Raw genomic sequence first — 22122 nt, forward strand, 5'->3', positions numbered from 1 at the left:
TCTTCCGATCTGCTGGGGACGTACGCCGCCTGGCGGAGCGGCCGGGCGGCGGACGCCGCCGCCCGGCTGACCACTCTGCTGGGCGCGGCCGTGCCGGTGTTCTGGCTCGGCCTGATGCTCCAGCTGGTGTTCGCCGCCGAGCTCAGGGTGCTGCCCCTCACCGGGCAGCTCTCCTTCGGCCGCCAGGTGCCGGCCATCACCGGCATGACCTCGGTGGACGCGCTGCTCAGCGGAGACATGGCGGCCTTCGGCGACGCCATGGCCCACCTGCTGCTGCCGGCCGTGACGCTCGCCGCGTCGTTCGTGGCGGTGGTGGCCAGGACCGTGCGCTCCTCCATGCTCACCGCGCTGAGCTGCGACTACATCGCGCTGGCCCGGGCGACCGGCGCGTCGGAGTTCCGCGTGGTGGTGCGGCACGGGCTGCGCAACGCGCTGGTGCCCGCCAGCACCATCCTCGGCATGCAGCTCGGCTGGATGCTCGGCTCCACCGTCCTGGTCGAGTCCGTCTTCGGCAGGACCGGCATCGGCTCCTACGCGGTGACCGCGGTGCTGCAGAACGACCTTTACGCCGTGATCGGCACGGTTCTCGTGATCGGAGTGGTCTTCGTGCTGGCGAACATCGCCGTCGACCTCGTCCAGCTCTGGCTGAACCCGAGGCTGCGCCACACCGGCGCCCGCGCCCGGCGCACGACCGTACCTTCCGAGACCCCCGCGACGGAGGTGCCGGCATGAGCGCGCACGCCGCCGCCAAGCCGCGGACCCGGCGCCGGGTGCCCGTCGTGGAGGGGATCGCCCTCGCCGTGGCGGCGCTCGTGGTGCTGATGGCCGTCGCCGGGCCGCTGCTCGCCCCGTACGACCCGTACGCGGTGGACCTCTCGAGGTCGCTCCTGCCGCCGTCGGCCGAGCACTGGCTCGGCACCGACTCCAACGGCCGGGACGTGCTGAGCCGGGTCCTGTACGGCGCCCGCGTCACCCTGCCGGCGACCCTGGTCGTCATCGCCGCCTCCACGCTGATCGGCCTGCTGATCGGCACGCTCGCGGCGCTCGGCGGGAAGGTCGTCGACGAGGTGCTCATGCGGATCACCGACATCGGGCTGTCGCTGCCGGCGATCATCCTGGCCCTCGGCCTGGCCGCCGCGCTCGGGCCCGGCCTGTCCTCCGCGGTCATCGCGCTGTCGCTCACCTGGTGGCCGGGTTACGCCCGGCTGGTGCGCACGCTCGTCCGCGAGGTCAAGGACGCCGAGTACGTCGACGCGGCCCGCGTCATGGGCGTCCCGCAGGGACGGCTGATCTTCCGGCACATCCTGCCCAACGCGCTCAACACGCTCTACGTGCAGACCACGGTGGACGTGGGCGCGGTGATGCTGGTGATCTCCGGCCTGTCCTTCATCGGCGTGGGCGCCCAGGTGCCCTCGTCCGAGTGGGGCGCGATGATCGCCGGTGAGGCCAACAACCTCACCAACGCCTGGTGGGCCGTGGCCTTCCCGGGCCTCGCCCTGCTGCTGACCGCCCTGGCGTTCAACCTGGTGGGCGACTGGCTGCGGGTGCGCAACGACCCGACGATCCGTCAGGAGGCGCGATGAGCACCGACCCCCTGCTCCGCATCCGGGACCTGCGGGTGTCCTACCCGGCGGCGGGAGGCATGGCCGAGGTCGTCCACGGCGTGGACCTCGACCTCGCGCCCGGCGAGCGGGTCGCCCTGGTCGGCGAGTCGGGGTCCGGCAAGTCGGTCACGGCGCGGGCCGTGCTGCGGCTGGATCCGGACGCGCGGCTGTCCGGCGGGATCGAGCTGGAGGGCGTCGACCTGCTGGGGCTGCCGCAGCGCCGGATGCGCGAGATCCGCGGCGGCCGGGTCGGCCTGGTGTTCCAGGACCCGCTGGCCTCGCTCAACCCGGTGATGACCATCGGCCGCCAGGTCATGCAGCCGCTCGTCATCCGGGGCGTGTCCCGGCGGGTGGCCCGCCGCCGGGCGATCGAGCTGCTGGAACGGCTGGGCGTGCGCGACGCGGAGCACCGCGTCGACGACTACCCGCACCAGTTCTCCGGCGGCATGCGGCAGCGCGTGGTGATCGCCATCGCGGTCATCGCCGAGCCCGCGCTGCTCATCGCCGACGAGCCCACGACCGCGCTGGACGTGCGGGTGCAGGCACGGGTCCTGGAACTGCTGCACGAGCTGGCCGCCGAACGCGGCATGTCCATCCTGCTGATCACCCACGACCTGGGCATCGTCGCCGGGTTCGCCGAGCGGGCGGTGGTGATGCGCCACGGCAGGGCCGTCGAGACCGGCACCGTCGACCAGATCTACAACGCGCCCCGGCACGACTACACCAGGGCGCTGCTGGCCGCCGTCCCGCGCATCGGCGGCGACGTCACCCGGCCGCTGGCCGTCATCGGCGCCGCCGGGAACGCGCCCGAGGAGGAGGAATCGTGAGCGAGCCGCTGCTCCAGGTCCGTGACCTGGTCAAGACCTTCGGCGGGCGGCGCGTGCTGGGCGGCGTCTCCTTCGACGTGGCGCCGGGCGAGGTGCTCGGCCTGGTCGGGGAGTCCGGGTCGGGCAAGTCCACCACCGCGCGGTGCGTCACCCGGCTCACCCGCCCGGACAGCGGCCGGGTCCTCCTCGGCGGCCGCGACGTGCTCACCGCCGGGCGGCGCGAGCTGCGCGCCCTGCGGGCGGACATGCAGATGGTCTTCCAGGACCCGTACTCGTCGCTGAACCCGCGCATGACCGTGGCCGAGCTCGTCGGCGAGCCGCTGCTCGTGCACGGGCTGGAACCCGATCGCCGGCGACGCCGCGAACGGGCCGCGGAACTGCTGGAGACGGTCGGCATGTCGGCCGGGCACCTGGACCGCCACCCGCGCTCCTTCTCCGGCGGGCAGCGCCAGCGCATCTCCATCGCCCGCGCCCTCGCGGTGGAGCCGCGGCTGCTCATCTGCGACGAGCCGGTCTCGTCGCTGGACGTCTCGGTCCAGGCCCAGGTGCTGAACCTGCTGCGCGACCTGCGCGAACGGCTGGGCCTGTCCATCCTGTTCATCGCCCACGACCTGGCGGTCGTCTACTACCTCTGCGACCGGGTGGCGGTCATGCTCGACGGCGAGCTGGCCGAGATCGGCACCCGCGAGCAGATCTACGGCGAGCCGAGCCACCCCTACACCCGCTCGCTGCTCGACGCCGTGCCCGTCCCCGACCCGGCGCTCGCCAAGCGGCGCCACACCACCGCATGAAGGAGCACCACGTGGAGAATCTGCGCATGTTCGTCAACGGCCAGGCGATGTCGGGCGGCAGCCTGAACGCCGCGCTGGCCGGCGCGCGGTTCCTCGGACCGGCGACGACGGCGCCCCGCTACCGGTTCTACTCCGTACGCGACGAGTTCCCCGGCCTCCACCCGGTCGGCGACGGCTACGCGGTGCCCGGCGAGCTGTACGAGGTCACGTACGAGATCCTGCGCGACCACCTGCTGCCGGGCGAGCCGCCCGAGCTGGAGCTCGGCGTGATCGAGCTGGCCGACGGCAGCGGCTCGCTGTCGATGCGGATGCGCGCCGAGGCGCTGGAGGCGCCGGGCGTCGTCGACATCAGCGAGGCCGGCGGCTGGCGCGCGCACCTGGCCGGAGCCGGCGGATGAGCGACCCCGTGGTGATCCGCGGCGGCACGGTGGCGGAGGCGAGCTGGTGCGCCCCCGCCGACGTGTTCGTCGCGGACGGACGGGTGACCGCGCTGGCCGAGCCGGGCACGCCCGCGCCGCGCGGCACCGCCGAGATCGACGCCGGCGGCATGCTGGTGCTGCCCGGCGGCGTCGACCCGCACTGCCACGTCGGCTTCACCTCGGGTGACTTCACCTCACTCGACGACTACGCCCAGTGCACGACGGCCGCGGTGTTCGGCGGCACCACCACCATCGTGGACTTCGCCATCCCGCGCCCCGGCCAGGCCCCCGCCGACGCCGCGCACGCCCAGCGGGCCAAGGCGGCGGGCGGCCTGTGCGACAGCGCGCTGCACGCCTGCGTCGTGGACTGGGACGAGACGGTGCCCGACCAGCTCCGCTCACTGGTCGCCGACGGCATGCCGACGGTGAAGATGTTCACCACCTACCGCGGCGAGACGATGGCCGACGAGGACACGATCCTGCGCACCATGTCCACGCTGCGTGACCTGGGCGGCATGGTGGTGATCCACTGCGAGGCCAACCACATCATCGAGGACACCCAGACGCGCTGCTCGCACGACGGCCGGATCGGCGCCGAGCACATGGCGGCGACCCGGCCCGAGCTGGCCGAGACCGCGTCCGTGGCCGAGGTGCTGGCCATCGCCGAGTCCCTGAAGGCGCCGGTCTACTTCGTGCACCAGTCCACGCCGGAGGCCGTCGAGCTGGTGGCCGCGGCCAGGCGGCGCGGCCTGGCGGCCTACACCGAGTCCGTCGCGCACCACCTGGTGCTGGACGACGGGCTCTACGCCGGGGCCGCCCCTGAGCGGTTCGTGTGCTGCCCGCCGCTGCGCCCGCGCCCGGTGGTGGACGGTCTCGCCCGCCACCTGGCCACCGGCGAGATCACCACGATCGGCAGCGACCACTGCTGTTACGACGTGGCGCAGAAGGAGTCACGCCGGTCCGACGTGCGCGCCATGCCGAACGGGCTGCCCGGCGTCGAGACCCGGCTGCCGGTGATCTTCTCGGAGTTCGTGGCGGGCGGCGGGCTGCCGGTCAGCCGGTTCGTCGAGCTGACCGCGGCCAACCCCGCCCGGATGAACGGCCTGTATCCCCGCAAGGGCACCCTCATGCCGGGCGCCGACGCCGACATCGCGATCTGGGACCCGTCCGCCCGCTGGACGATCACCTCAGGCGACCTGCACATGGCGACCGACTACACGCCGTACGAGGGGATGACGGTCACCGGCAGGCCACGCACCGTCCTGGTCGGCGGCCGGGTGGTGGTCCACGACGGCGTGCTCGCCGACGCCACCCCGCGAGGCCGCCACCTGGCCGCGAACCCGATCACATCGGCGCCCGCCCGCCGCTGAGCGGAGGGCCGTCCGGCCCGGCGGGCGGTCCCGGCGGCAGCAGCGGTCTCGGCGGGAGCGGGGACGAGTAGACGACGCTCGTGGTGACGCCGCCGAGCGCGCCGATCCGGCCGCTCACCCGTTCCAGGTGCTTCATGTCCGTGGCGACGACCTTCATCACGAAGCAGTCGTCGCCCGTGACGTGATGGGCCTCGATCACCTCGGGGAGCTCGGCGAGCAGGCTGTGCAGCGGCTCGTAGGCGCTGCTCGGGTAGCGCAGGCGCAGGAAGGCCATGATCGTGAACCCGAGCCGCTCCGGGTCGACCTGGGCGCCGTAGCCGGTGATCACGCCCGCCTGTTCGAGCCGCCGGACGCGCTCCGCCGTCGCGCTGTGGCTCATGTTGATGCTCCGCGCCAGGTCCGCGACGCTCTGCCGGCCGTTCGCCTGGAGAGCCCGCAGGATGCTCGCGTCGACCTTGTCGAGCTCGTAAGGGACACTGAAGGTCATGTCCTAGATATTGCATCAAATTCCCCGCTATAGCGGCGGAATGCCGGTGATCGGCTCTTCAGCCGAGACCGGAGCCGTCAGTATCGTCGAGGCATGTCACCCGTCACTTCCGCCGCGAGCGCTCTCGTGGCCCACTTCGCCGGCAAGCTCCAGTTCGAGACGGACCCCTCCGACGTGCACGCCGACCAGGAACGCGGCGCCCGGTTCGTGCTGATCGACTCCCGGGGGGACGACGCCTGGACCCAGGGCCGCGTCACCGGCGCCGTCCACCTGCCGACCGCGCGGATCGCCCGTCGCGCGCCTCTGGAGATCCCCCTGGACATGCCGGTCGTCACCTACTGCTGGGGACCCGGCTGCAACGGCGCCACCCGTGCCGCGCTGGAGTTCGCCAAGCTCGGCTACCAGGTGAAGGAGATGATCGGCGGGTTCGAGTACTGGGCCCGCGAGGGCTACCCTGTCGAGGACGACCACGGCCGGGTCGTCCGCGCGGTGGACCCGCTCACCGCTCCCGCGCACGCCATCGGCTGCGACTGCTGACCCCGCCCGGCCGGGACCGGCTTCGCCGACGTCGCCACCAGGGGTGTATCAACCGCTATGGTTAGCATAGATTCAGGACCTCGGGCGATCACCTCCACGAAGGGGCGACATGACGAACGGTACCCGGCCGCCCAAGGCCGCGATGCTGGTGGCCCAGCGGATCATGCGTGACGTCAGCCGGGACGACCTCCACCCCGGCGACATGCTCCTGCCCGAGCGCATCATGCTGGAAAAGTACGAGATCGGGCGCGGCACGCTCCGTGAGGCCCTGCGGCTGCTGGAGTTCCACGGCGTCATCGCCCTCAAGCCCGGCCCCAAGGGCGGCCCGGTGCTGCTCGACCCCGACCCGTCCCACCTGGCCAGCACCATGCTGCTGCTCATGCAGGTCAAGCAGGCCCCGTTCCGGGCGATCATGGAGGTGCGGGCCACGCTGGAGCCCAAGACGGGCGCCCTGGCCGCGGAGCGCATGAGCGACGACCAGATCGCCGAGCTGGGCCGGTGCCTGGCCGACATGCGTGACCACATGGACGACGACTACATCTTCTTCGACACCAACCAGCGCTTCCACGACATCATCGCCTGGGGGTCGGGCAACGCGCTCTTCGGCTACATCGTCGACTCGCTGCTCGGCATCCTCGACGGCACCGTGGCCGCCGTCGACTACAGCGCCGTGGGCAGCGATTACCCGCAGCGCAGGCGCAAGGCCATCCTCAAGGCCCACGAGGAGATCTACGCCATGATCGCCGCCCGCGACGCGGCGGGCGCGGAGGCCCGCATGCAGGAACACATCGACGCCTACGTCCGCTACGTCGAGCGCAAGCATCCGAAGCTGCTGGAGCAGACCATCCGCTGGGACGCGCGGTCCTGAGGTGGAGGGCCGCGAGCGGCCCTCCACCCGGTCACAGACCGGCCGGCCAGTCCGCCTTCTTCCAGGGGTCGCCCGCCCGCATGCGCAGCCGGTCGCCCAGCGCCTGCGGATACTCGCGGACGTCGACGAAGTACATGTAGGCCTGCACCCGCTCGCTGAACCGCCAGCCGTCAGGGCCGCGCCGGTAGCGGTCGTGGTAGCGGAGCGCGGTGATCATCGGCGCGCCGTCCCGCCACACCTCGGCGTGCGAGGAGACCAGCCCGGTGGCCACGTCCGGATCCTCGTCGTCGAAGTCCACGACGTGGCCGTGGGTGAAGTGGTTCGTCGGCCCCAGGGCGGCGAACCGGCCGCCGAAGTAGGCGGCGATCGCCGCGACGCCCTTGCCCTTGCCTGGCCCGCTCATGGTGCGCAGCTCGGCGTCCTCGGTGAAGAGCGCGCACACGCCGTCCAGGTCGCGCTCGTCCACCGCGAACCCGTACCGGACGGCCAGGCCGCGGATCTCCTCCAGGTCCTCCAGCCGGCGGATCCGGCTCTCCAGGTCGCTCATGTCCGTCCTCACTCCGGCAGCGGCAGGCCGTTCGCGGCCTCGTGGATCTGGACGTAGACGTTGCGGTAGAAGGTCTTGGCCTTGGCCTTCATGCGCTCGGTCGTCACCGTGCCGTTACGGTAGTTCTGCTGGTAGTCGGGGTTGTCGACGACGGAGACGTCCTCCAGCTCGTAGATGCACAGGTAGTTCGGCCGCCCGTCCAGCGCCTTGTACCTGCGCGCGCTCAGGAAGCCCGGCACCCGGCCGATCTTCTCGGGGATGTGCTCCTCCTCGTACCAGGTGTTGAACTCCTCGTCCAAGGAGTCGGGGATGTCGAACATGGCGACCATCACGCCTGGGCGCTTCGTCATGGTTGTGCCCTCCCGGGGGTCATAATTGGTATGCATGATTAGTATGGTGACCACGTTGTGATGTCAAGAAAAGGTGAGAGCGTCATGAAGGTGTCGGTGCGCTGTTTCGGTTTCCCGCTCACGTGGTACCGGCCCATCGCGGAGACGGCCGAGCAGGAGGGGTTCCACGGGCTGTGGATCCCCGACCACGTCGTCTCGCCGACCATGACCGACGGCAAGTACCCGTACAGCGCGCACGGCCGGCCGAGCTTCGACCCGGCGACGCCGTTCGCGGACCCGCTGGTGATGGCGGGCCACCTGGCGGCCGCGACCTCCCGGATCCGGCTGGGCATCGGCGTCTACGTGCTGCCGCTGCGCCACCCGCTCATCGCCGCGCGCTCGGTGATGTCCGCCCAGGAGTTGTCCGGCGGACGGCTCGTGCTCGGGGTCGGCGTGGGCTGGATGCGCACCGAGTTCGAGTCCCTGGACCAGGAGTTCTCCGGCCGCGGCGGCCGCACCGAGGAGATGCTGGACGTCATGCGCCGGGTGTGGACAGGAGAGCCGGTGCGGCACGAGGGCCGGTGGTACTCCTTCCCCGAGCTCACCGTCGCCCCGCCGGTGACCGCGCCGGTGCCGGTGCTCATCGGCGGAGCCAGCGAGCGCGCCCTGGCCCGCGCCGTCCAGCACGGCGAAGGCTGGTACGGCCCTCCCGGCACGGCGGACCAGACCGCTACCTACGTCACCGCGCTCCAGGCGGAGCTGGAGCGCCAGGGCCGCGAGCGCTCCTCCTTCCACATCGTGGCGCGGGCCCCGGAGGACGAGCCGCTCGCCGGCGTCCGTGCGCTGGCCGAACGGGACGTGGACGAGGTGGTGCTGAACCTGCCCAGGGCCGTGGCGGAGGTCGGCGAGGTCACCGCCTGGATCACCGAGGCCGCGGCCCGGCTGCGCGCCGACGGCGCCCTCGCCTGAGCGCGACCCGCCAAGGGCTTGTTGAAGATCACGTCAATAGATCGAGCCGTTCAGGGGCCTCTCCCGGACGGAAAGCCGGGCGCCCCGGTCGCCGGGGCGTCCCCATCGCGCTATCAGTGATAACCAATCGTATGGAATCCACAGAAGGCGCAGGGCCGGGGCGCGGCGCGCTCCGGCCATCGCTTACCCTGCCCTCATGAGGGTCCGTCTGGGCCTGCCGAGTCCGTCACCGGCAAGATCTGGCTGCTCGCAGACGTTCCGGTGACGCCAAGCCGACGCGGGGAAATCGTTGACGTCGCGCCCTACTGTCCCTATCGTTATCAGGAATTATTGAGGCCTACCTGCACGCCCCCCGGAGATGAGCGCTCCTATGGTTCGTTCCACAAAACTCGTTGCCTCGGCCCTCGCGGTCCTGCTCACGGTTCTCGTCAGCGGATGCGCATCCTCCTCGCCGGAGGGTGGCGAGAGCGCCGCGTCCGGCGATGGCGGGCTGACCACGATCAGTTACATCGACGCCGGCTCGGCCTGTCTGTGCAGCTATCCCAGGCTGCAGGCGGAAGCCCAGGGCTACTTCGCCCAGCAGGGCATCGAGATCGACAACAAGACCTCCATCTTCAACGCCAACCAGCTGATCCAGGCCGTCGCCCAAGGTCAGGCCGACATCGCGCTCACCGGCGGGACCGCTCCGCTGGCCTCGGCCGCGGCCGGCAAGCTGGTCAAGGTGGTGGCGGTGCTCGGCGCCCCGGCGCCCGAGCAGATCACGCTCAACAACCAGACGCTGGAGAAGCTCGCCCAGAAGGGCGTCACGCCTGAGTCCCCGTACCAGGAGAAGCTCGCGGCGCTCAAGGGTTTGAAGATCGCTTCAGCGGCGACCGGCTCCACGACGGACCTCCTGTTCCGGCAGATCCTCACCCTCGGCGGCCTCAAGCCGGACAGCGACGTGACGATCCAGCCGTTCAGCGACGCCGCCGCCGGCACCGCCGCGGTCAAGCAGGGCGCGTCCGACGGGCTCGCCGGGTTCCCCAGCCAGACGACCGGCCCCGAGGCCGACGGCTGGGGCAAGGTGTTCATCGACATCGTCAAGGACGCCCCCGAAGCGGCGAACATCCCCTACATCGTGGTGGCCGTCAACCCTGACTTCCTGAAGAACCAGCCCGACGCGGTGACGAAGTTCCTCAAGGCGATGACGCAGGCCCGCGACGACGCCAAGGACTTCAGCCAGGAGCACAGCGACGCCCTGCACCAGAAGTTCTTCGCCAGCACCAGCGACGCCGCGTGGAAGACCGGCATCGAGGCGATCCTGCCCGTCTTCACCGGCAGCATCGTGCCCACCCAGGAGCTCGCCGACAACCTGATCAAGGTCTACAACATCGGCAAGCCGGACCCGGTCTCCGTGCCGTTCGAGGAGCTCTACGACACCGAGCTCGTCAAGGCCCTGCCGGACGCCTGAGTGAGGGAGAGACCCGTGTCCAGCATCGGAACATCGACCGAGCGCGCGTCCGCCGCGGCGGCACAGGCGGACGACCGTCCGATCGCGGTGAGCTACCACCAGGTCGGGCGCACCTTCACCACCGCCAAGCGCACGTTCACCGCCGTGCAGGGGATCGACCTGGAGATCCGCAAGGGCGAGTTCATCTGCATCATCGGCCCCAGCGGCTGCGGCAAGAGCACCCTGCTCAACATGGCCGCCGGCCTGCTCACCCAGAGCACGGGCGAGGTGCTCTACGACGGCAAGCCCATCAACGGCATCAACAACGACGTCGGCTACGTCACCCAGAAGGACACCCTGCTGCCCTGGCGGACCGTGGAGAAGAATGTCTCGCTCCCGCTGGAGGTGCAGAAGGTGCCCCGCCGGGAGCGCAAGGAGCGGGTCGCCCAGGTGCTCGACCTGGTCGGCCTCGGCCAGTACGGCAACAGGTACCCGTCGCAGCTGTCCGGCGGCATGCTCAAGCGCGCCGCCCTCGCGCAGACCCTCGTCTACCGTCCCAACACGCTGCTGATGGACGAGCCGTTCGGCGCGCTCGACGCGCAGCTGCGGCTCAACCTGCAGCGGCAGACCCTGGAGATCTGGGAACGCGAGCGCAAGACCGTGCTGTTCGTGACCCACGACCTCGAAGAGGCCATCCTCATGGCCGACCGCGTCGTGGTGTTCGGCGCGAACCCGGGGCGGATCATCCACGTCGAGCCCATCACCTTCGCCCGGCCCCGCGACTTCGGATCGCTGCGCACGGACCCCGAGTTCGCCGCGGTCTGGTCACGGCTGTGGGCGCTGCTCAGCCCGCAGATGGAGGATCACTGATGACCAGGTCCGACACGATCGAGGCCGGCCGGCCGGAGGCCGCCCCGAAGCCGGTCGGCGCGCCGGCGGTCTCCGGCGGGCTCAACCCGAGGCTGACCCGGCGCCTGCTGATCACCGCGATCCAGGTGGCGCTGCTCGTCGCCGGGCTCGCGGCCTGGGAGTACTTCGCCGGCAAGCCCGGCGAGCCGCACGTCCTGATCGACCAGTACTACGTCAGCAAGCCGTCCCTCATCTGGGAGGCCATGGGCCTCTGGGTCTCGCAGAACCTGCTGTGGCCGAGCCTGTGGGTCACGCTGCAGACGACCGTGATCGGGTTCGTGCTGGGCGCGCTCGCCGGCCTCGTGGCCGGGTTCGTCCTCGGCGTCAGCCCGTTCCTCGCCGCCGTGTGCCAGCCTTTCGTGGACGCGATCTACGCGATCCCGCGGCTGGCCCTGGTGCCGCTGTTCATGCTCTGGTTCGGCATCGGCATCGGCTCCAAGCTGGCCCTGGTCATCAGCGTGGTCGCCTTCCTCGTCTTCTACTCCACGTACGCGGGGGTCAAGGACGTCGACCACCTGCTGGTGGACAAGCTCCGGCTCATGCGGGCCAGCCGCCTGCAGGTGCACCTGAAGGCCACCCTGCCCTCGGCGATGACGTTCATCATCTCCGGCCTGAGCGTGTCGGCCCCGTACGCGCTCGTGGTCGCGGTGACGGCCGAGATGATGTCGTCCAACCGCGGGCTCGGATACCTGCTCGTGCAGTCGGCCAACCAGTTCGACACCGCCGGCACGTTCGCCGCGATCTTCGTGCTCATGATCGTGGGCATCGCCCTGATGCTGCTGATCCGGCTCATGGAGATGTGGCTGCTCCGCTGGAAGCCCAAGCGGCCGACCGGGCGGGCCTGATGGAGACGTTCATCGCGCTCGGCCCCGCCGGGCTGCCCGCCCCTGACGGGGCCGCCGTCTGGTCGCTGGCCCGCGACATCGGCGAGAACGACGCCGTCTTCCCCGTCCTGGCGCTCGCCCGCGTGACCGGTCCCGGCGCGCTCGACCCCGGGTTCGGTGACGTCGCCTGGCGGGCCGTGCCGCAGACCGGATGGGTCAGCCCTTCGGCGTCCGAGTCCCTGCCCGAGGACCATCGGGAGATCTTCGTGGTCTTCAACAACGCCGTCCAGGGCCGGGAGGACGAGTACGCCCGCTGGTACGACCAGGTGCACCTCGCCCACACCTTCGAGCACCTGGGATTCGAGGGCGCCCAGCGCTTCGCCCTGGAGCCGGTCGGCGGGCAGAGCCCGCCCTACCGCTACCTCACCCTGTACGCGGTGCCCGAAGGCGGGATCGCCCGGTGCGAGGAGCGGCGGATCGCCGTGGGGGAGGAGCGCGAGCGCGCCGCCCGCGCCGGCCGGGAGCCCGAGGTGCCGGTGAGCGACGCGCTCACCGGGCCCCGCCACGCCAACTACTTCAGAAAGGTCCCCGGCTGATGTCAGACGTGTCAGGTCTGCGGTTCCTCATCACCGGCGGCGCGAGCGGCATCGGCGCCGAGACGGCGCGCCTGGCCGCGGCCCGCGGCGCCACGGTGGTCATCGCGGACATCGCCGACGACGCGGGCAGGCGGCTGGCCGCCGAGATCGGCCCCCGCGCCGACTACGTGCGCGGCGACATGAGCGACCCCGCCTCGATCACCGAGATGGTGGAACGTGCCACCGCTCTCATGGGCGGCCTCGACGTGCTGCACAACAACGCCGGCGTGGCCGACGCCGTGGTGAGCCGCACCCTCGGCATCGAGGACTTCGGCTCGGAGGAGTGGGACCGGGTGCACGCCGTCAACCTGCGCGGCCCGTACCTCGCCGCCCGCGCCGCGCTGCCGTACCTGCGGCGCAGCGAGAACCCCTCCATCATCAACGCCGCCTCGATCGCCGCCGGCCTGGCCCGGCCGCACACCCTCGCGTACGCGGCCAGCAAGGCCGGAGTGGCCCAGCTGACCCGCAGCCTGGCGCTGGAGCTCGCCCCCGACGGCATCCGGGTCAACTGCTACGCGCCCGGGATGATCGAGACCGAGATGGCCTCGCGCTACATCGCCTCCCGCCCCGACCCCGAGGCCACCCGCCGGGACGTCCTGGCGAACTACCTCAGCCGTTCCATCGGCAAGCCGCGTGACGTGGCCGAGGTCGTCTGCTTCCTGGCGAGCCCCGCCGCCGCGTTCGTCAACGGCGCGGTGTGGAGCGTCGACGGCGGGTTCACGGCCTGGAAGGCCACCGGGTCCGAGCTGGAGTCGTGAGGAGTTGTGATGACTGATCGTGGTCTGCCGGAGCTGCTGTCCCCGGAGGTCGCCGCCGACCCGCACGCCTTCTACCGCCGCCTGCGCGCCGAGGCGCCGGTCGTCTGGGACGAGAGCGTGCGGGCGTACCTGGTCAGCAGGTACGAGGACGTCGCGCGGGTGTACAAGAACCCGGTCTTCAGTACGAAGGCGTACGAGTGGCAGCTCGAACCGGTGCACGGCAAGACGATCCTGCAGATGGACGGCACCGAGCACGCCAGGCACCGGGCCCTGGTGTCGCCCGCCTTCCGGGGCAAGAGCCTGGACCGGCTGCACCCGATGCTCATGCGCAACGCGGGCGCCGTGGTGGAGGAGATCGTGCTGCGCGCCGCGACGGACCTCGCCGGGGAGCTGGCCGGGCGGCGTGACGTCGACCTGGTGCGCGACTTCGCCAACTACTTCCCGGTGTACGTGATCGCCGACCTGCTCGGCTTCGACAAGGAGGACCACCCGAGGTTCCTGCGGTGGTACACCGCCGTGATCCGGGTGATCTCCAACCTCGGCCGTGACCCCGAGATCATCGCCGAGGCCGCCGCCATCCGGGCGGAGATCAGCGAGTTCGTCACCCCGTTCATCGCCGAACGGCGGGCGAACCCGGGAGAGGACCTGCTGTCGGTCCTGGCCACCGCCGAGATCGACGGCGAGCCGCTCGCCGACGACGAGATCAGGGCGTACGTCAGCCTGCTGCTGACGGCCGGGGCGGAGACGACCGACAAGACCTTCGCGAGCCTGTTCCGCAACCTGCTCGCCGACCCCGGCCAGTTCGAGCGGATCAGGCACGACCGCTCGCTGGTCGTCAAGGCGGTCGCCGAGACGCTGCGGTTCTCCCCGCCGACGCAGATCAACACGCGGGAGACGACGGAGGACGTCGAGCTCGGCGGCGTGCTGATCCCGGCGGGGTCCACGGTGCTGGTGCTCATCGGCTCGGCCAACCGCGACGACCGGCGCTACGCCGATCCCGACCGGTTCGTGCTGGAACGTGATGACCTGGACGCGACCAAGGCGTTCTCGGGAGCGGCCGACCACCTGGCCTTCGGCTCCGGGCGGCACTTCTGCCTGGGAGCCATGCTGGCGAAGGCGGAGCTGGAGATCGGCGTGAACCTCTTCCTGGACCGGTTCCCGGAGATGCGGCTGGCCGACCCTGAGGCGGCGAGTGACGTCGGGCTGAAGATGCGCGGGCCGCGTACCGTGCCCGTGACCCTGTAGCGGGAACGGGTGGAACCGGCCGAGACCGTCCAGGCGTCCCGGCCGGTGCCCGCCGGCGGGCGGGCGTGGTGGGCGGCCATCCTCATGCTGGCGGCGGTGGTGTCCACCCCGATCCTGGTGGGTGTCCTGGCCGTCGAGATCCAGGCCGACCTGGGCATCGGCGACGGCGCGCTCGGGCTGTGCGTGACCGCGTTCTGGGCGTGCACCGGGCTCACCGCCCTGGCCGGCGGCCGTCTGATCGACCGCGCCGGCTGGCGGCGCGCGGCCCTGGCGGGGCTGGCGGTCAGCCTGGTGAGCCAGCTCGGCGTCGCCACGAGCGGGTCCGTCGCGGCGCTGCTGGCGTGGCTGGTCGTCGCGGGCGTGGGGTACGGGGTGGTCGCGCCCGCCAGCAACCTGGTCGTGGTCCGGGAGATCCCCGCCCGGCTGCGCGGCACGGCGCTGGGCGCCAAGCAGTCGGCGACGCCCGTCGTCGCCCTCCTGGCCGGGCTCGCCGTCCCCCTGGTGGCCCTGACCATCGGCTGGCAATGGGCCTTCGTCCTCGCCACCCTCCTGACCGTGGCCGCAGCCGCAACCAGCCTCCCCCGCACCCGGCCCTCACCTCGGGCCACCCGTCCGGAGCACACCCCCGCGTCCACGTCACCAGCCGCAAGCTCCTCTCACGCGAACCGAACCCCGCCGACGACTACGCCCACGACGCAACCCGCACGCAAAGATCAAGATTCGACGGGGACCGCAGAAGAGACGCGGCCCACGCCTGCGGGTCCGGGGCTTGCGGCGAGTGCGGGGCCTGCGGCGGCTGCTGGAGACGTGCGGTCCGCGCCCGCGAGTCCAGGGTCCGCGGCGGTTGCTGGGGAGGTGCGGGTCGGGAGCGCAGGTCCGAGGGCGGTGACGTCGTTGGTGCGGGTTTCGGTTGTGGCCGGGTTTGGGACGTTGTCTATTGGTTCGCTCACGACCTTTGCTGTGAGCACGCTCACGCGGGCCGGGCTCGATGTCAGTACGGCGGGGCTGGTGATCTCGGTCACCAGTCTCGTGTCGCTCGTCGTGCGGCTCGGCGCGGGGCGGCTGGCGGACCGGCGCGGGTCGGACGGGTTCAGGCCCGCGGCCGTGATGATCGCCGCCTGCGCCCTGGGGATGCTCGCGATGGCCTCGGGCGGCACCGCGCTCACCGTGGCCGGCACCGTCGTCGCCTTCTGCGGCGCGTGGGGCTGGCCGGCGTTGCTGCTGATGGGCGTGCTGGCGCAGCATCCGGACCGGCCGGGAGTGGCCGGGGCCAGGTTCCAGCTGGGCACCGCCCTGGGCGCGGCCACCGGGCCGCTGCTGTTCGCTGCCGTGTCCGAAGCAGCGGGTCTGCCCGCCGCCTGGCTCACCGTGACGGCCTGCACGGCGGTGTCCGCGGCCCTCGTCCTTCTCAGCAGCCGGACCCGAGTTGCAGGACGAGGATAATCATGTGTATCAATAGGAGGGATTGCAGAGGAGACAGGATGGGTTCTGGAGTGCGGTTCGGCATCCTCACCACGCCGATCCACGGCGCCGAGACGCCGTACGGGCAACAACTGAGAGAGCACCGCGAGCTGGTCAGGGTCGCCGACCAGCTCGGCTTCGACATGATGGTGGCGGGTCAGCACTTCCTCGGCACCGAGCTGCGCTACTACCAGCCGGTCCCGTACCTCACATACCTGCACGGCGCCGCGCCCCGCATGACCGCCGTCACCGGCATCATGCTGCTGTCCATGGCCAACCCGGTCGACCTGGCCGAGCAGATCGCCACGCTCGACGTGGTCACCGACGGCCGCTGCGTCTTCGGCGCCGGGCTCGGCTACTCCGAGCGGGAGTTCCGCGCCTTCGGCATCGACTCCCGCTCCAAGGTCAAGCGGTTCGAGCACGGCCTCGCCCTCATCAAGGCCCTGTGGTCGGGGGAGAAGGTCGACTTCGACAGCCCGTACTGGAAGGTCGAGGACGTGCTCCCGGCCGTCCAGCCGGCGCGGCCGGGCGGGCCGCCCGTCTGGATCGGCGGCCAGTCGGAGGCGGCCGTGCGCCGCGCGGCACGGCTGGGCGACGCCTGGTACGCGCCGCCGTTCCCCAGCCACGACGAGCTGGCCGGCCTGCGCGAGATCTTCCTGGAGGAGCGCGCCGCGCACGGCCTGCCCCTCGACGGCGACTTCCCGCTGCGCCGCGAGCTCATCGTGGCCTCCTCCCGCCGCGAGGCCGAGGAACTGGCCCGGCGGCGCAGCGCCCTGCGCTACCAGACCTACCGCTCGTGGGGCCTGTCGGGCGAGAACACCCCGGTCCAGGCGGACGCGCCCGGCATCGACGTCGAGCGGCAGTTCCTGCTCGGCTCACCGGCCGAGATCGTCGACCAGCTCGGCCGCCTCCGCGACGAGCTGGGGATGACGCACTTCATGTTCAAGTCGCACTGGCAAGGGCTCCCGCACACCGAGGCGATGCGCCAGCTTGAGCTGTTCGGCACCCGGGTGCTGCCCGAGCTGGCCGGTTGAGACGCAGAGAGGATCAGATGGTGACAGCCACCGACATGGCCGGCGAGGCGGCGCAGGAGCTCGGATCGCTTGTGCGCGACTTCGGTCTCAAGGAGATCCGCCCCCGGATCCGGGAGCTGGAGGAGGCCGGGGAGTTCCCCCGCGATCTCTACCGGCAGATGGGCGAGCTGGGCTTCTTCGGCTGCTGCTTCCCCGAGCAGGTGGGCGGGACCGACGCCGGCTACCAGGCGCTGGCCGCGGTCGCCGAGCAGCTCGCCTGGGCCTACCCGCCGCTGAGCGCCGCGATGAACCTCCAGGCCGCGACCGTGCCGCTGACCATCGCCAACTGGGGCGCCGCCGAGCTGGTCGAGCGGTACGTGCCCGGCCTGATCTCCGGCACGCTGCTGGGCTGCAACGCGATGACCGAGCCCGACGGCGGCTCCGACCTGCTGGGCGCCATGCGGACCAGGGCCGTGCGCGACGGCGACCACTACGTCATCACCGGCAGCAAGATGTGGATCACCAACGCGAACGTCGCCGACGTCGCCGTGGTCTACGCCAAGACCGATCCCGAGCTGGGCCACCGCGGGGTGAGCGCGTTCGTGGTGCCCACCGGCACGCCGGGCTTCGCCACCAGCCGGGTGCCCTGCCGGGTGCTCGGCAAGCTGATGCCCACCAACGAGGTCATCCTCAGCGAGGTCCGGGTGCCGGCCGCCAACCTGCTCGGCGAGGAGGGCGAGGGCTTCAAGGTCGCCATGAGCGCCATGGACTACGGCCGGCTCTCCGTCGCCGCCCGCTCGGTCGGCCTCGCCCAGGCCTGCCTGGACGCCTCGGTCGAGTACGCGAACCAGCGCGAGGCGTTCGGCCAGCGGATCGGCTCCTTCCAGATGGTCAAGAAGCAGATCGCGGACATGGCCTGCGAGGTGTCGGCCGCCAGGGCTCTGGTCCAGGACGCCGCCGCCCGCTACGACGAGGGCGTCATCCCCACCCGGGAGAGCTCCATCGCCAAGTACTACGCCGGCGAGGTGTGCAACCGGGCCGCCCAGGCCACCGCCGAGATCTTCGGCGGTTACGCCTTCAGCGACGAGCTGCCGATCAGCACCTACCTCAACTACGCCAAGCTCTGGCAGACCGGCGAGGGCTCGGCCAACATCCAGGCCGTCCTGATCGCCGACGACGCCCTGGGCTGGAAGTCCATGGACCGGCACCGCCGTCCATCCAAGCCGGGAGCGCGCGCGTGAACCTGGAACTCGACGGCAAGGTCGCCATCGTCACCGGAGCCAGCCGCGGCCTCGGCGCCGCGGCCGTGCGCAGCCTGGTGGCCGAGGGCGTGAACGTGGTGGCCGCCGCCCGCTCCGGCGACGAGCTGGACAAGCTCGCGGCCGAGGCGCCGGGCCGCATCGCCGGCGTCGTGTGCGACATGCGCGACGCGGCCGGGCTGGCGGCCCTGCCGGAGCGGGCGCTACGGGAGTTCGGCCGGCTGGACATCCTGGTCAACAACGCCGGCATCGCGCCCGCGGGGAAGTTCCTGGACGCCACCGCCGAGCTGCTTGAGGACGTCTTCGCGGTCAACGTGGTGGCGCCCGCCCTGCTCGCCCGCGCCTGTGGCGAGATCTTCGTCGGGCAGGGCTCGGGGAAGGTCGTCAACGTCGCCTCCATCTCCGGCGTGCGCGGCAAGGGCAGCCTCGCGGTCTACTCGGCGTCCAAGGGCGCGCTGGTCCGGCTCACCGAGGCGCTGGCCGCCGAATGGTCCAGGCACGGCGTCCAGGTGAACGCGATCGCCCCCGGCGCGTTCGCCACCGAGGCGCAGCGCGCGGTGCTCGACGACCCCGAGACGCTGCGCCGCCGGGTCGCCAAGATCCCCGCCCGCCGGGTCGCCGACCCGGCGGAGATCGGCGCCCTGGTCTGCTACCTGGCCTCGCCGCTGAGCGGCTTCGTCAGCGGGGCCACGTACGTCATCGACGGCGGCGAGACCGCCAAGATCTGAGGAGACTGCTGTGAACGGTTTTCGGCTCAGCGATGAGCAACTCCACCTGCGCGAGGTCGCCGCGAAGGTGGCCAAGGAGGTGTACGCGCCCAAGGCCGCGCAGTGGGACCTGGAGCGCGCGCCGCTGCCCGCCGAGGAGGTGACGCGCCTGGCCGAGCTGGGCTTCCTCGGCCTGGCCCTGCCCGAGGAGTACGGCGGCGCGGGCGGCACCCTGCTGGACGCCCTGATCGTGATCGAGGAGCTGGCCAAGGAGTGCCGCTCCGCCGCGTTCCAGGTGTTCGAGGCGAACGTGGGCCCGGCCCGGGTGCTGGAGTTCTTCGGCACCGAGGAGCAGCGCCAGAAGTACCTGCCGAAGGTGGTGACGGGCGAGGTGACGATGGCCATCGGCATCTCCGAGCCCGACGCCGGCTCCGCCGCCACCGACATGACCACCCGGGCGCGGCTGGAGGGTGACGAGTACGTCATCAACGGCACCAAGCGGTGGATCTCCAACGGCGGCCACGCCGACCACTACCTGCTCTACTGCAGGCTCAGTGACGCGCCCGGGTCGAAGGGCATCGGCGCGATCATCGTGTCCGCCGACACGCCCGGCCTGTCGTTCGGGCAGCGGGAGCGGCTGATGGGCTGGCGCACCATCCCGTCCGCCGACCTGATCTTCGAGGACGCCCGGGTGCCCGCCGAGAACCTGGTGGTCGGGCCCGGCGGGTTCCGCGACCTGTTCGGCGTCTTCTCCATCGAGCGCCTCGGCAACTCCACCATGAGCCTGGCCCTCGGGCAGGCCGCGCTGGACCGCGCCGTCGCGTACGTGCGGGAGCGCAAGCAGTTCGGCCGGACGCTGGTCGAGTTCCAGAACGTGCAGATGACCGTCGCCGACATGGCGCTCCAGGTCGAGGCCGCGCGGCTGCTCATCTACCGGGCGGCGGGCAACGCCGGCCGCGGCCTGCCGGACCCGCTGGAGGTGTCGCTGGCCAAGTGCTTCGCCAACGAGATGGGCAAGCGGGTCTCCGACCTGGGCATGCAGATGCACGGCGGCAACGGCTACACCGAGGAGTTCGGCCTGGAGGCGCTGCACCGCGACGCGCACGGCTGGGCCATCGCCGGCGGCACGCCCGCCATCCAGCGGGTCAGGATCGCCTCCGAGCTGTTCGGGCGCGGCTTCGACCAGCGTCCGGCGGCCGCCCGATGAGCGGCGCCGAGTTCGAGCTGCCCGAGCGTTACCACGGGCTGCGCGAGGAGGCCGCGGCGCTCGCCGCGTCGGTCGCGCACCTGGCCGCCGAGGCGGACGAGGCCGACGCGATCGACCCGGGGATGCGCGCGGCGCTGGCCGCGAGCGGGCTGGCCGCCGTGTGCGTGCCCGCCGAGTACGGCGGCCGGTACGCGGACATCGACCCGCTGGCCGTCGCCGTCGTCCGCGAGCAGCTGGCCGCCGAGAGCGCGCACCTGGACTCGCTCTTCGCCATGCAGGGCATCGGCAGCTACGCGCTGGCCGGGGGCGGCACGCCCGAGCTGCGCGAGCGGTGGCTGCCCCGGGTGGCCGCGCTGGACGCGATCGCCGCGCTCGGGCTGACCGAGCCGGACATCGGCTCCGACCTGCGCGGCACCGCCACCACCGTCGCCGAGGACGGCGACGAGCTGGTGGTCGACGGTCACAAGTCGTTCATCACCAACGGCGGCGACGCCGACTTCTACTGCCTGCTGGGCAAGGAGGAGGCGGGCCTGTCCATGGTGCTGGTGCCCGCGGACACGCCCGGCCTGACCACCACCCGCCCGCACCAGATCATCGCCCCGCACGTCCTGGGCGACGTGGTGCTGGACGGGGTCCGGGTGCCCCGGTCGTGGCGGCTGGGCGAGCCCGGCAAGGGCATGCGGCTCGGCCTGGCCACGCTGGCGACCTTCCGGGTGTCGGTGGCAGCCGCGGCGGTCGGCACCGCGCAGGCGGCGCTGAAGGAGGCCACCGTGCACACCGCGAACCGCGAGCAGTTCGGCCGGCCGCTCATCCAGCTCGGCGCCGTGGCCGACCAGCTCGCCAGGTCGTGGACCGAGATCGAGATGGCCCGCGCGTTCACCTACCGGGCCGCCGCGGCGGCCGCCCGCGACCCGCTGGGCAGCCTGCACCTGTCCTCGATGGCCAAGGTGGCGGCGACCGAGACGGCCGGCCGGGTGGTCGACCGGTGCGTCCAGGTGATGGGCCGGTTCGGGCTGGTCCGGGGGTCGAAGATCGAGCGGCTCTACCGTGCGGCCCGGCCGATGCGGGTCTACGAGGGCGCCACCGAGGTCATCTTCGACTCGCTCTCCCGCAAGCTGGTCAAGGAGCTCGCCACATGATCATCGACGCGCACGCGCACGTCTGGCCGGACGAGATCGCCCGCAAGGTGCTGGCCGACCGCCCGGTCGGCCTGGACCCGGTGCACGACGGGACCCTGGACGGCCTGCGGGCCACCATGGACGCGGCCGGCATCGACCTGGCCGTCTGCCTGGCCGTGGCCAACGTGGCCAGGCACGTGGCCGGCACCAACCGGTTCATCGGCGGCATCGACCGCACCAGGTTCATCCCCTTCGGCACCGTCCACCCGGACCTGCCGGTGGAGGAGAACCTCGCCTCGCTGAAGGACAACGGGATCCCCGGCGTGAAGCTGCACCCGCTGTTCCAGGAGCTGTCGCTGGGCGACTCCCGGGTGGTGGAGCTGCTGTCCGCGCTGGCCGAGGAGGGCATCGCCGTCATCACGCACGTGGGCGCCGGCGGCGACGAGGCGGCCAACGAGCGGGGCGCCTCGTGGCACATCCCCGCCCTGGCCGAGCGCATCCCGGGGCTGACCCTGATCGCCTGCCACTTCGGCGGCTACCACCGGCTGGAGGAGGCGGAGGAGGTCGTGGCCGGCTCCGGGGCGGTGCTGGAGACGTCCTGGCCGCCCAGCCTCGGGAGCCTGCCGCCCGAGCGGGTACGGAAGATCATCGAGAGGCACGGCGCCGATCGCGTGGTGTTCGGCTCCGACTGGCCGATGACCGACCCGGCCACGGAGATCGCGGCGGTGCGGGCGCTGGGCCTGCCGCCGGAGGACGAGGCCGCGATCCTCGGCGGGAACCTGGCGGGCCTCCTGGGCCTCCAATGACCG

25 protein-coding genes are annotated in these 22122 nt (G+C 71.8%); 22 read left to right on the top strand and 3 right to left on the bottom strand.

From position 1 onward, the window contains the following. The 6 genes from KME79_RS41010 to hydA all read left to right on the top strand — a co-directional run. On the top strand, positions 1 to 732 hold a 732-nt coding region (locus KME79_RS41010), incomplete at its 5' end, for an ABC transporter permease (protein WP_219551414.1). Beyond that, a complete protein-coding gene (locus tag KME79_RS41015) occupies positions 729 to 1583 on the top strand; it encodes an ABC transporter permease (RefSeq protein WP_148031064.1) in 855 nt (284 codons plus the stop codon). The genes KME79_RS41010 and KME79_RS41015, both read left to right, overlap by 4 nt. Then, positions 1580 to 2431: an ATP-binding cassette domain-containing protein gene (locus tag KME79_RS45885; RefSeq protein ID WP_246641265.1), complete on the top strand. Its 852-nt coding sequence runs from the start codon at positions 1580 to 1582 to the stop codon at positions 2429 to 2431. Before KME79_RS41015 ends, KME79_RS45885 begins: the two co-directional genes overlap by 4 nt. Then, positions 2428 to 3222, top strand: a complete 795-nt coding sequence (locus KME79_RS45890) for an ATP-binding cassette domain-containing protein (protein ID WP_308249232.1) — start codon at positions 2428 to 2430, stop codon at positions 3220 to 3222. The genes KME79_RS45885 and KME79_RS45890 overlap by 4 nt, the downstream gene beginning before the upstream one ends. Positions 3223 to 3233: 11 nt before the next feature. Then, positions 3234 to 3620, top strand: a complete 387-nt coding sequence (locus tag KME79_RS41025) for an allophanate hydrolase-related protein (RefSeq protein WP_148031067.1) — start codon at positions 3234 to 3236, stop codon at positions 3618 to 3620. Continuing rightward, positions 3617 to 5011, top strand: coding sequence for a dihydropyrimidinase (gene hydA / locus KME79_RS41030; RefSeq protein ID WP_219551416.1), 1395 nt, complete (start codon positions 3617 to 3619; stop codon positions 5009 to 5011). Before KME79_RS41025 ends, hydA begins: the two co-directional genes overlap by 4 nt. Here hydA and KME79_RS41035 read toward each other — a convergent pair. After that, positions 4986 to 5498: an Lrp/AsnC family transcriptional regulator gene (locus tag KME79_RS41035; RefSeq protein ID WP_219551418.1), complete on the bottom strand. Its 513-nt coding sequence runs from the start codon at positions 5496 to 5498 to the stop codon at positions 4986 to 4988. The genes hydA and KME79_RS41035 overlap by 26 nt on opposite strands. 93 nt (positions 5499 to 5591) lie before the next feature. Here KME79_RS41035 and KME79_RS41040 point away from each other — a divergent pair, with 93 nt between their 5' ends. Both KME79_RS41040 and KME79_RS41045 read left to right on the top strand, forming a co-directional pair. Continuing rightward, positions 5592 to 6035: a rhodanese-like domain-containing protein gene (locus tag KME79_RS41040; RefSeq protein WP_219551420.1), complete on the top strand. Its 444-nt coding sequence runs from the start codon at positions 5592 to 5594 to the stop codon at positions 6033 to 6035. 109 nt (positions 6036 to 6144) lie between these two features. Next, positions 6145 to 6903 (top strand): FadR/GntR family transcriptional regulator, encoded by a 759-nt coding sequence (locus tag KME79_RS41045; protein WP_148031071.1) that lies wholly within the window; start codon positions 6145 to 6147, stop codon positions 6901 to 6903. A gap of 31 nt (positions 6904 to 6934) precedes the next feature. Here the strand turns inward: KME79_RS41045 and KME79_RS41050 are convergent, their stop codons facing one another. Both KME79_RS41050 and KME79_RS41055 read right to left on the bottom strand, forming a co-directional pair. After that, complete coding sequence (locus KME79_RS41050) at positions 6935 to 7450, bottom strand: nuclear transport factor 2 family protein (RefSeq protein ID WP_148031072.1); 516 nt, start codon at positions 7448 to 7450, stop codon at positions 6935 to 6937. Between the two features lie 8 nt (positions 7451 to 7458). Then, the gene (locus KME79_RS41055; protein WP_148031073.1) at positions 7459 to 7800 is read right to left on the bottom strand and encodes a DUF4286 family protein; all 342 of its coding nucleotides are present in this window, start codon (positions 7798 to 7800) and stop codon (positions 7459 to 7461) included. Positions 7801 to 7884: 84 nt separating this feature from the next. Here KME79_RS41055 and KME79_RS41060 point away from each other — a divergent pair, with 84 nt between their 5' ends. From KME79_RS41060 to KME79_RS41125, 14 genes are all read left to right on the top strand, one after another. Further along, positions 7885 to 8748, top strand: coding sequence for a TIGR03619 family F420-dependent LLM class oxidoreductase (locus tag KME79_RS41060; RefSeq protein ID WP_219551422.1), 864 nt, complete (start codon positions 7885 to 7887; stop codon positions 8746 to 8748). Between the two features lie 370 nt (positions 8749 to 9118). Continuing rightward, positions 9119 to 10198 (top strand): ABC transporter substrate-binding protein, encoded by a 1080-nt coding sequence (locus KME79_RS41065; protein WP_187281120.1) that lies wholly within the window; start codon positions 9119 to 9121, stop codon positions 10196 to 10198. Between the two features lie 15 nt (positions 10199 to 10213). Further along, the gene (locus tag KME79_RS41070) at positions 10214 to 11047 is read left to right on the top strand and encodes an ABC transporter ATP-binding protein (RefSeq protein ID WP_148031076.1); all 834 of its coding nucleotides are present in this window, start codon (positions 10214 to 10216) and stop codon (positions 11045 to 11047) included. Further along, positions 11047 to 11931, top strand: coding sequence for an ABC transporter permease (locus KME79_RS41075; protein ID WP_219551424.1), 885 nt, complete (start codon positions 11047 to 11049; stop codon positions 11929 to 11931). Before KME79_RS41070 ends, KME79_RS41075 begins: the two co-directional genes overlap by 1 nt. Then, the gene (locus KME79_RS41080; protein WP_219551426.1) at positions 11886 to 12506 is read left to right on the top strand and encodes a hypothetical protein; all 621 of its coding nucleotides are present in this window, start codon (positions 11886 to 11888) and stop codon (positions 12504 to 12506) included. The genes KME79_RS41075 and KME79_RS41080 overlap by 46 nt, the downstream gene beginning before the upstream one ends. Beyond that, positions 12506 to 13303, top strand: coding sequence for an SDR family NAD(P)-dependent oxidoreductase (locus KME79_RS41085; protein ID WP_219551428.1), 798 nt, complete (start codon positions 12506 to 12508; stop codon positions 13301 to 13303). The genes KME79_RS41080 and KME79_RS41085 overlap by 1 nt, the downstream gene beginning before the upstream one ends. 9 nt (positions 13304 to 13312) lie before the next feature. Next, positions 13313 to 14548 carry a cytochrome P450 gene (locus tag KME79_RS41090; protein ID WP_219551430.1) on the top strand — a complete coding sequence of 412 codons (1236 nt, stop codon included), beginning with the start codon at positions 13313 to 13315 and terminating at the stop codon, positions 14546 to 14548. Positions 14549 to 14557: 9 nt separating this feature from the next. Beyond that, entirely contained in the window at positions 14558 to 15991 is a 1434-nt protein-coding gene (locus KME79_RS41095; RefSeq protein ID WP_219551432.1) for an MFS transporter, read from the top strand. A gap of 38 nt (positions 15992 to 16029) precedes the next feature. Further along, positions 16030 to 17043 carry an LLM class flavin-dependent oxidoreductase gene (locus KME79_RS41100; protein WP_187281121.1) on the top strand — a complete coding sequence of 338 codons (1014 nt, stop codon included), beginning with the start codon at positions 16030 to 16032 and terminating at the stop codon, positions 17041 to 17043. Between the two features lie 17 nt (positions 17044 to 17060). Beyond that, positions 17061 to 18263 (top strand): acyl-CoA dehydrogenase family protein, encoded by a 1203-nt coding sequence (locus KME79_RS41105; RefSeq protein WP_219551434.1) that lies wholly within the window; start codon positions 17061 to 17063, stop codon positions 18261 to 18263. After that, the gene (locus KME79_RS41110) at positions 18260 to 19009 is read left to right on the top strand and encodes an SDR family NAD(P)-dependent oxidoreductase (protein WP_148031084.1); all 750 of its coding nucleotides are present in this window, start codon (positions 18260 to 18262) and stop codon (positions 19007 to 19009) included. The genes KME79_RS41105 and KME79_RS41110 overlap by 4 nt, the downstream gene beginning before the upstream one ends. A gap of 10 nt (positions 19010 to 19019) precedes the next feature. Next, entirely contained in the window at positions 19020 to 20195 is a 1176-nt protein-coding gene (locus KME79_RS41115; protein ID WP_219551436.1) for an acyl-CoA dehydrogenase family protein, read from the top strand. Then, entirely contained in the window at positions 20192 to 21334 is a 1143-nt protein-coding gene (locus KME79_RS41120; RefSeq protein WP_219551438.1) for an acyl-CoA dehydrogenase family protein, read from the top strand. The genes KME79_RS41115 and KME79_RS41120 overlap by 4 nt, the downstream gene beginning before the upstream one ends. Continuing rightward, positions 21331 to 22119 carry an amidohydrolase family protein gene (locus tag KME79_RS41125; RefSeq protein WP_219551440.1) on the top strand — a complete coding sequence of 263 codons (789 nt, stop codon included), beginning with the start codon at positions 21331 to 21333 and terminating at the stop codon, positions 22117 to 22119. The genes KME79_RS41120 and KME79_RS41125 overlap by 4 nt, the downstream gene beginning before the upstream one ends. The last annotated feature ends 3 nt before the right edge of the window (positions 22120 to 22122 follow it).

Origin of the sequence: Nonomuraea harbinensis, from assembly GCF_019396385.1 — a bacterium.
Lineage (GTDB): Bacteria > Actinomycetota > Actinomycetes > Streptosporangiales > Streptosporangiaceae > Nonomuraea > Nonomuraea ferruginea.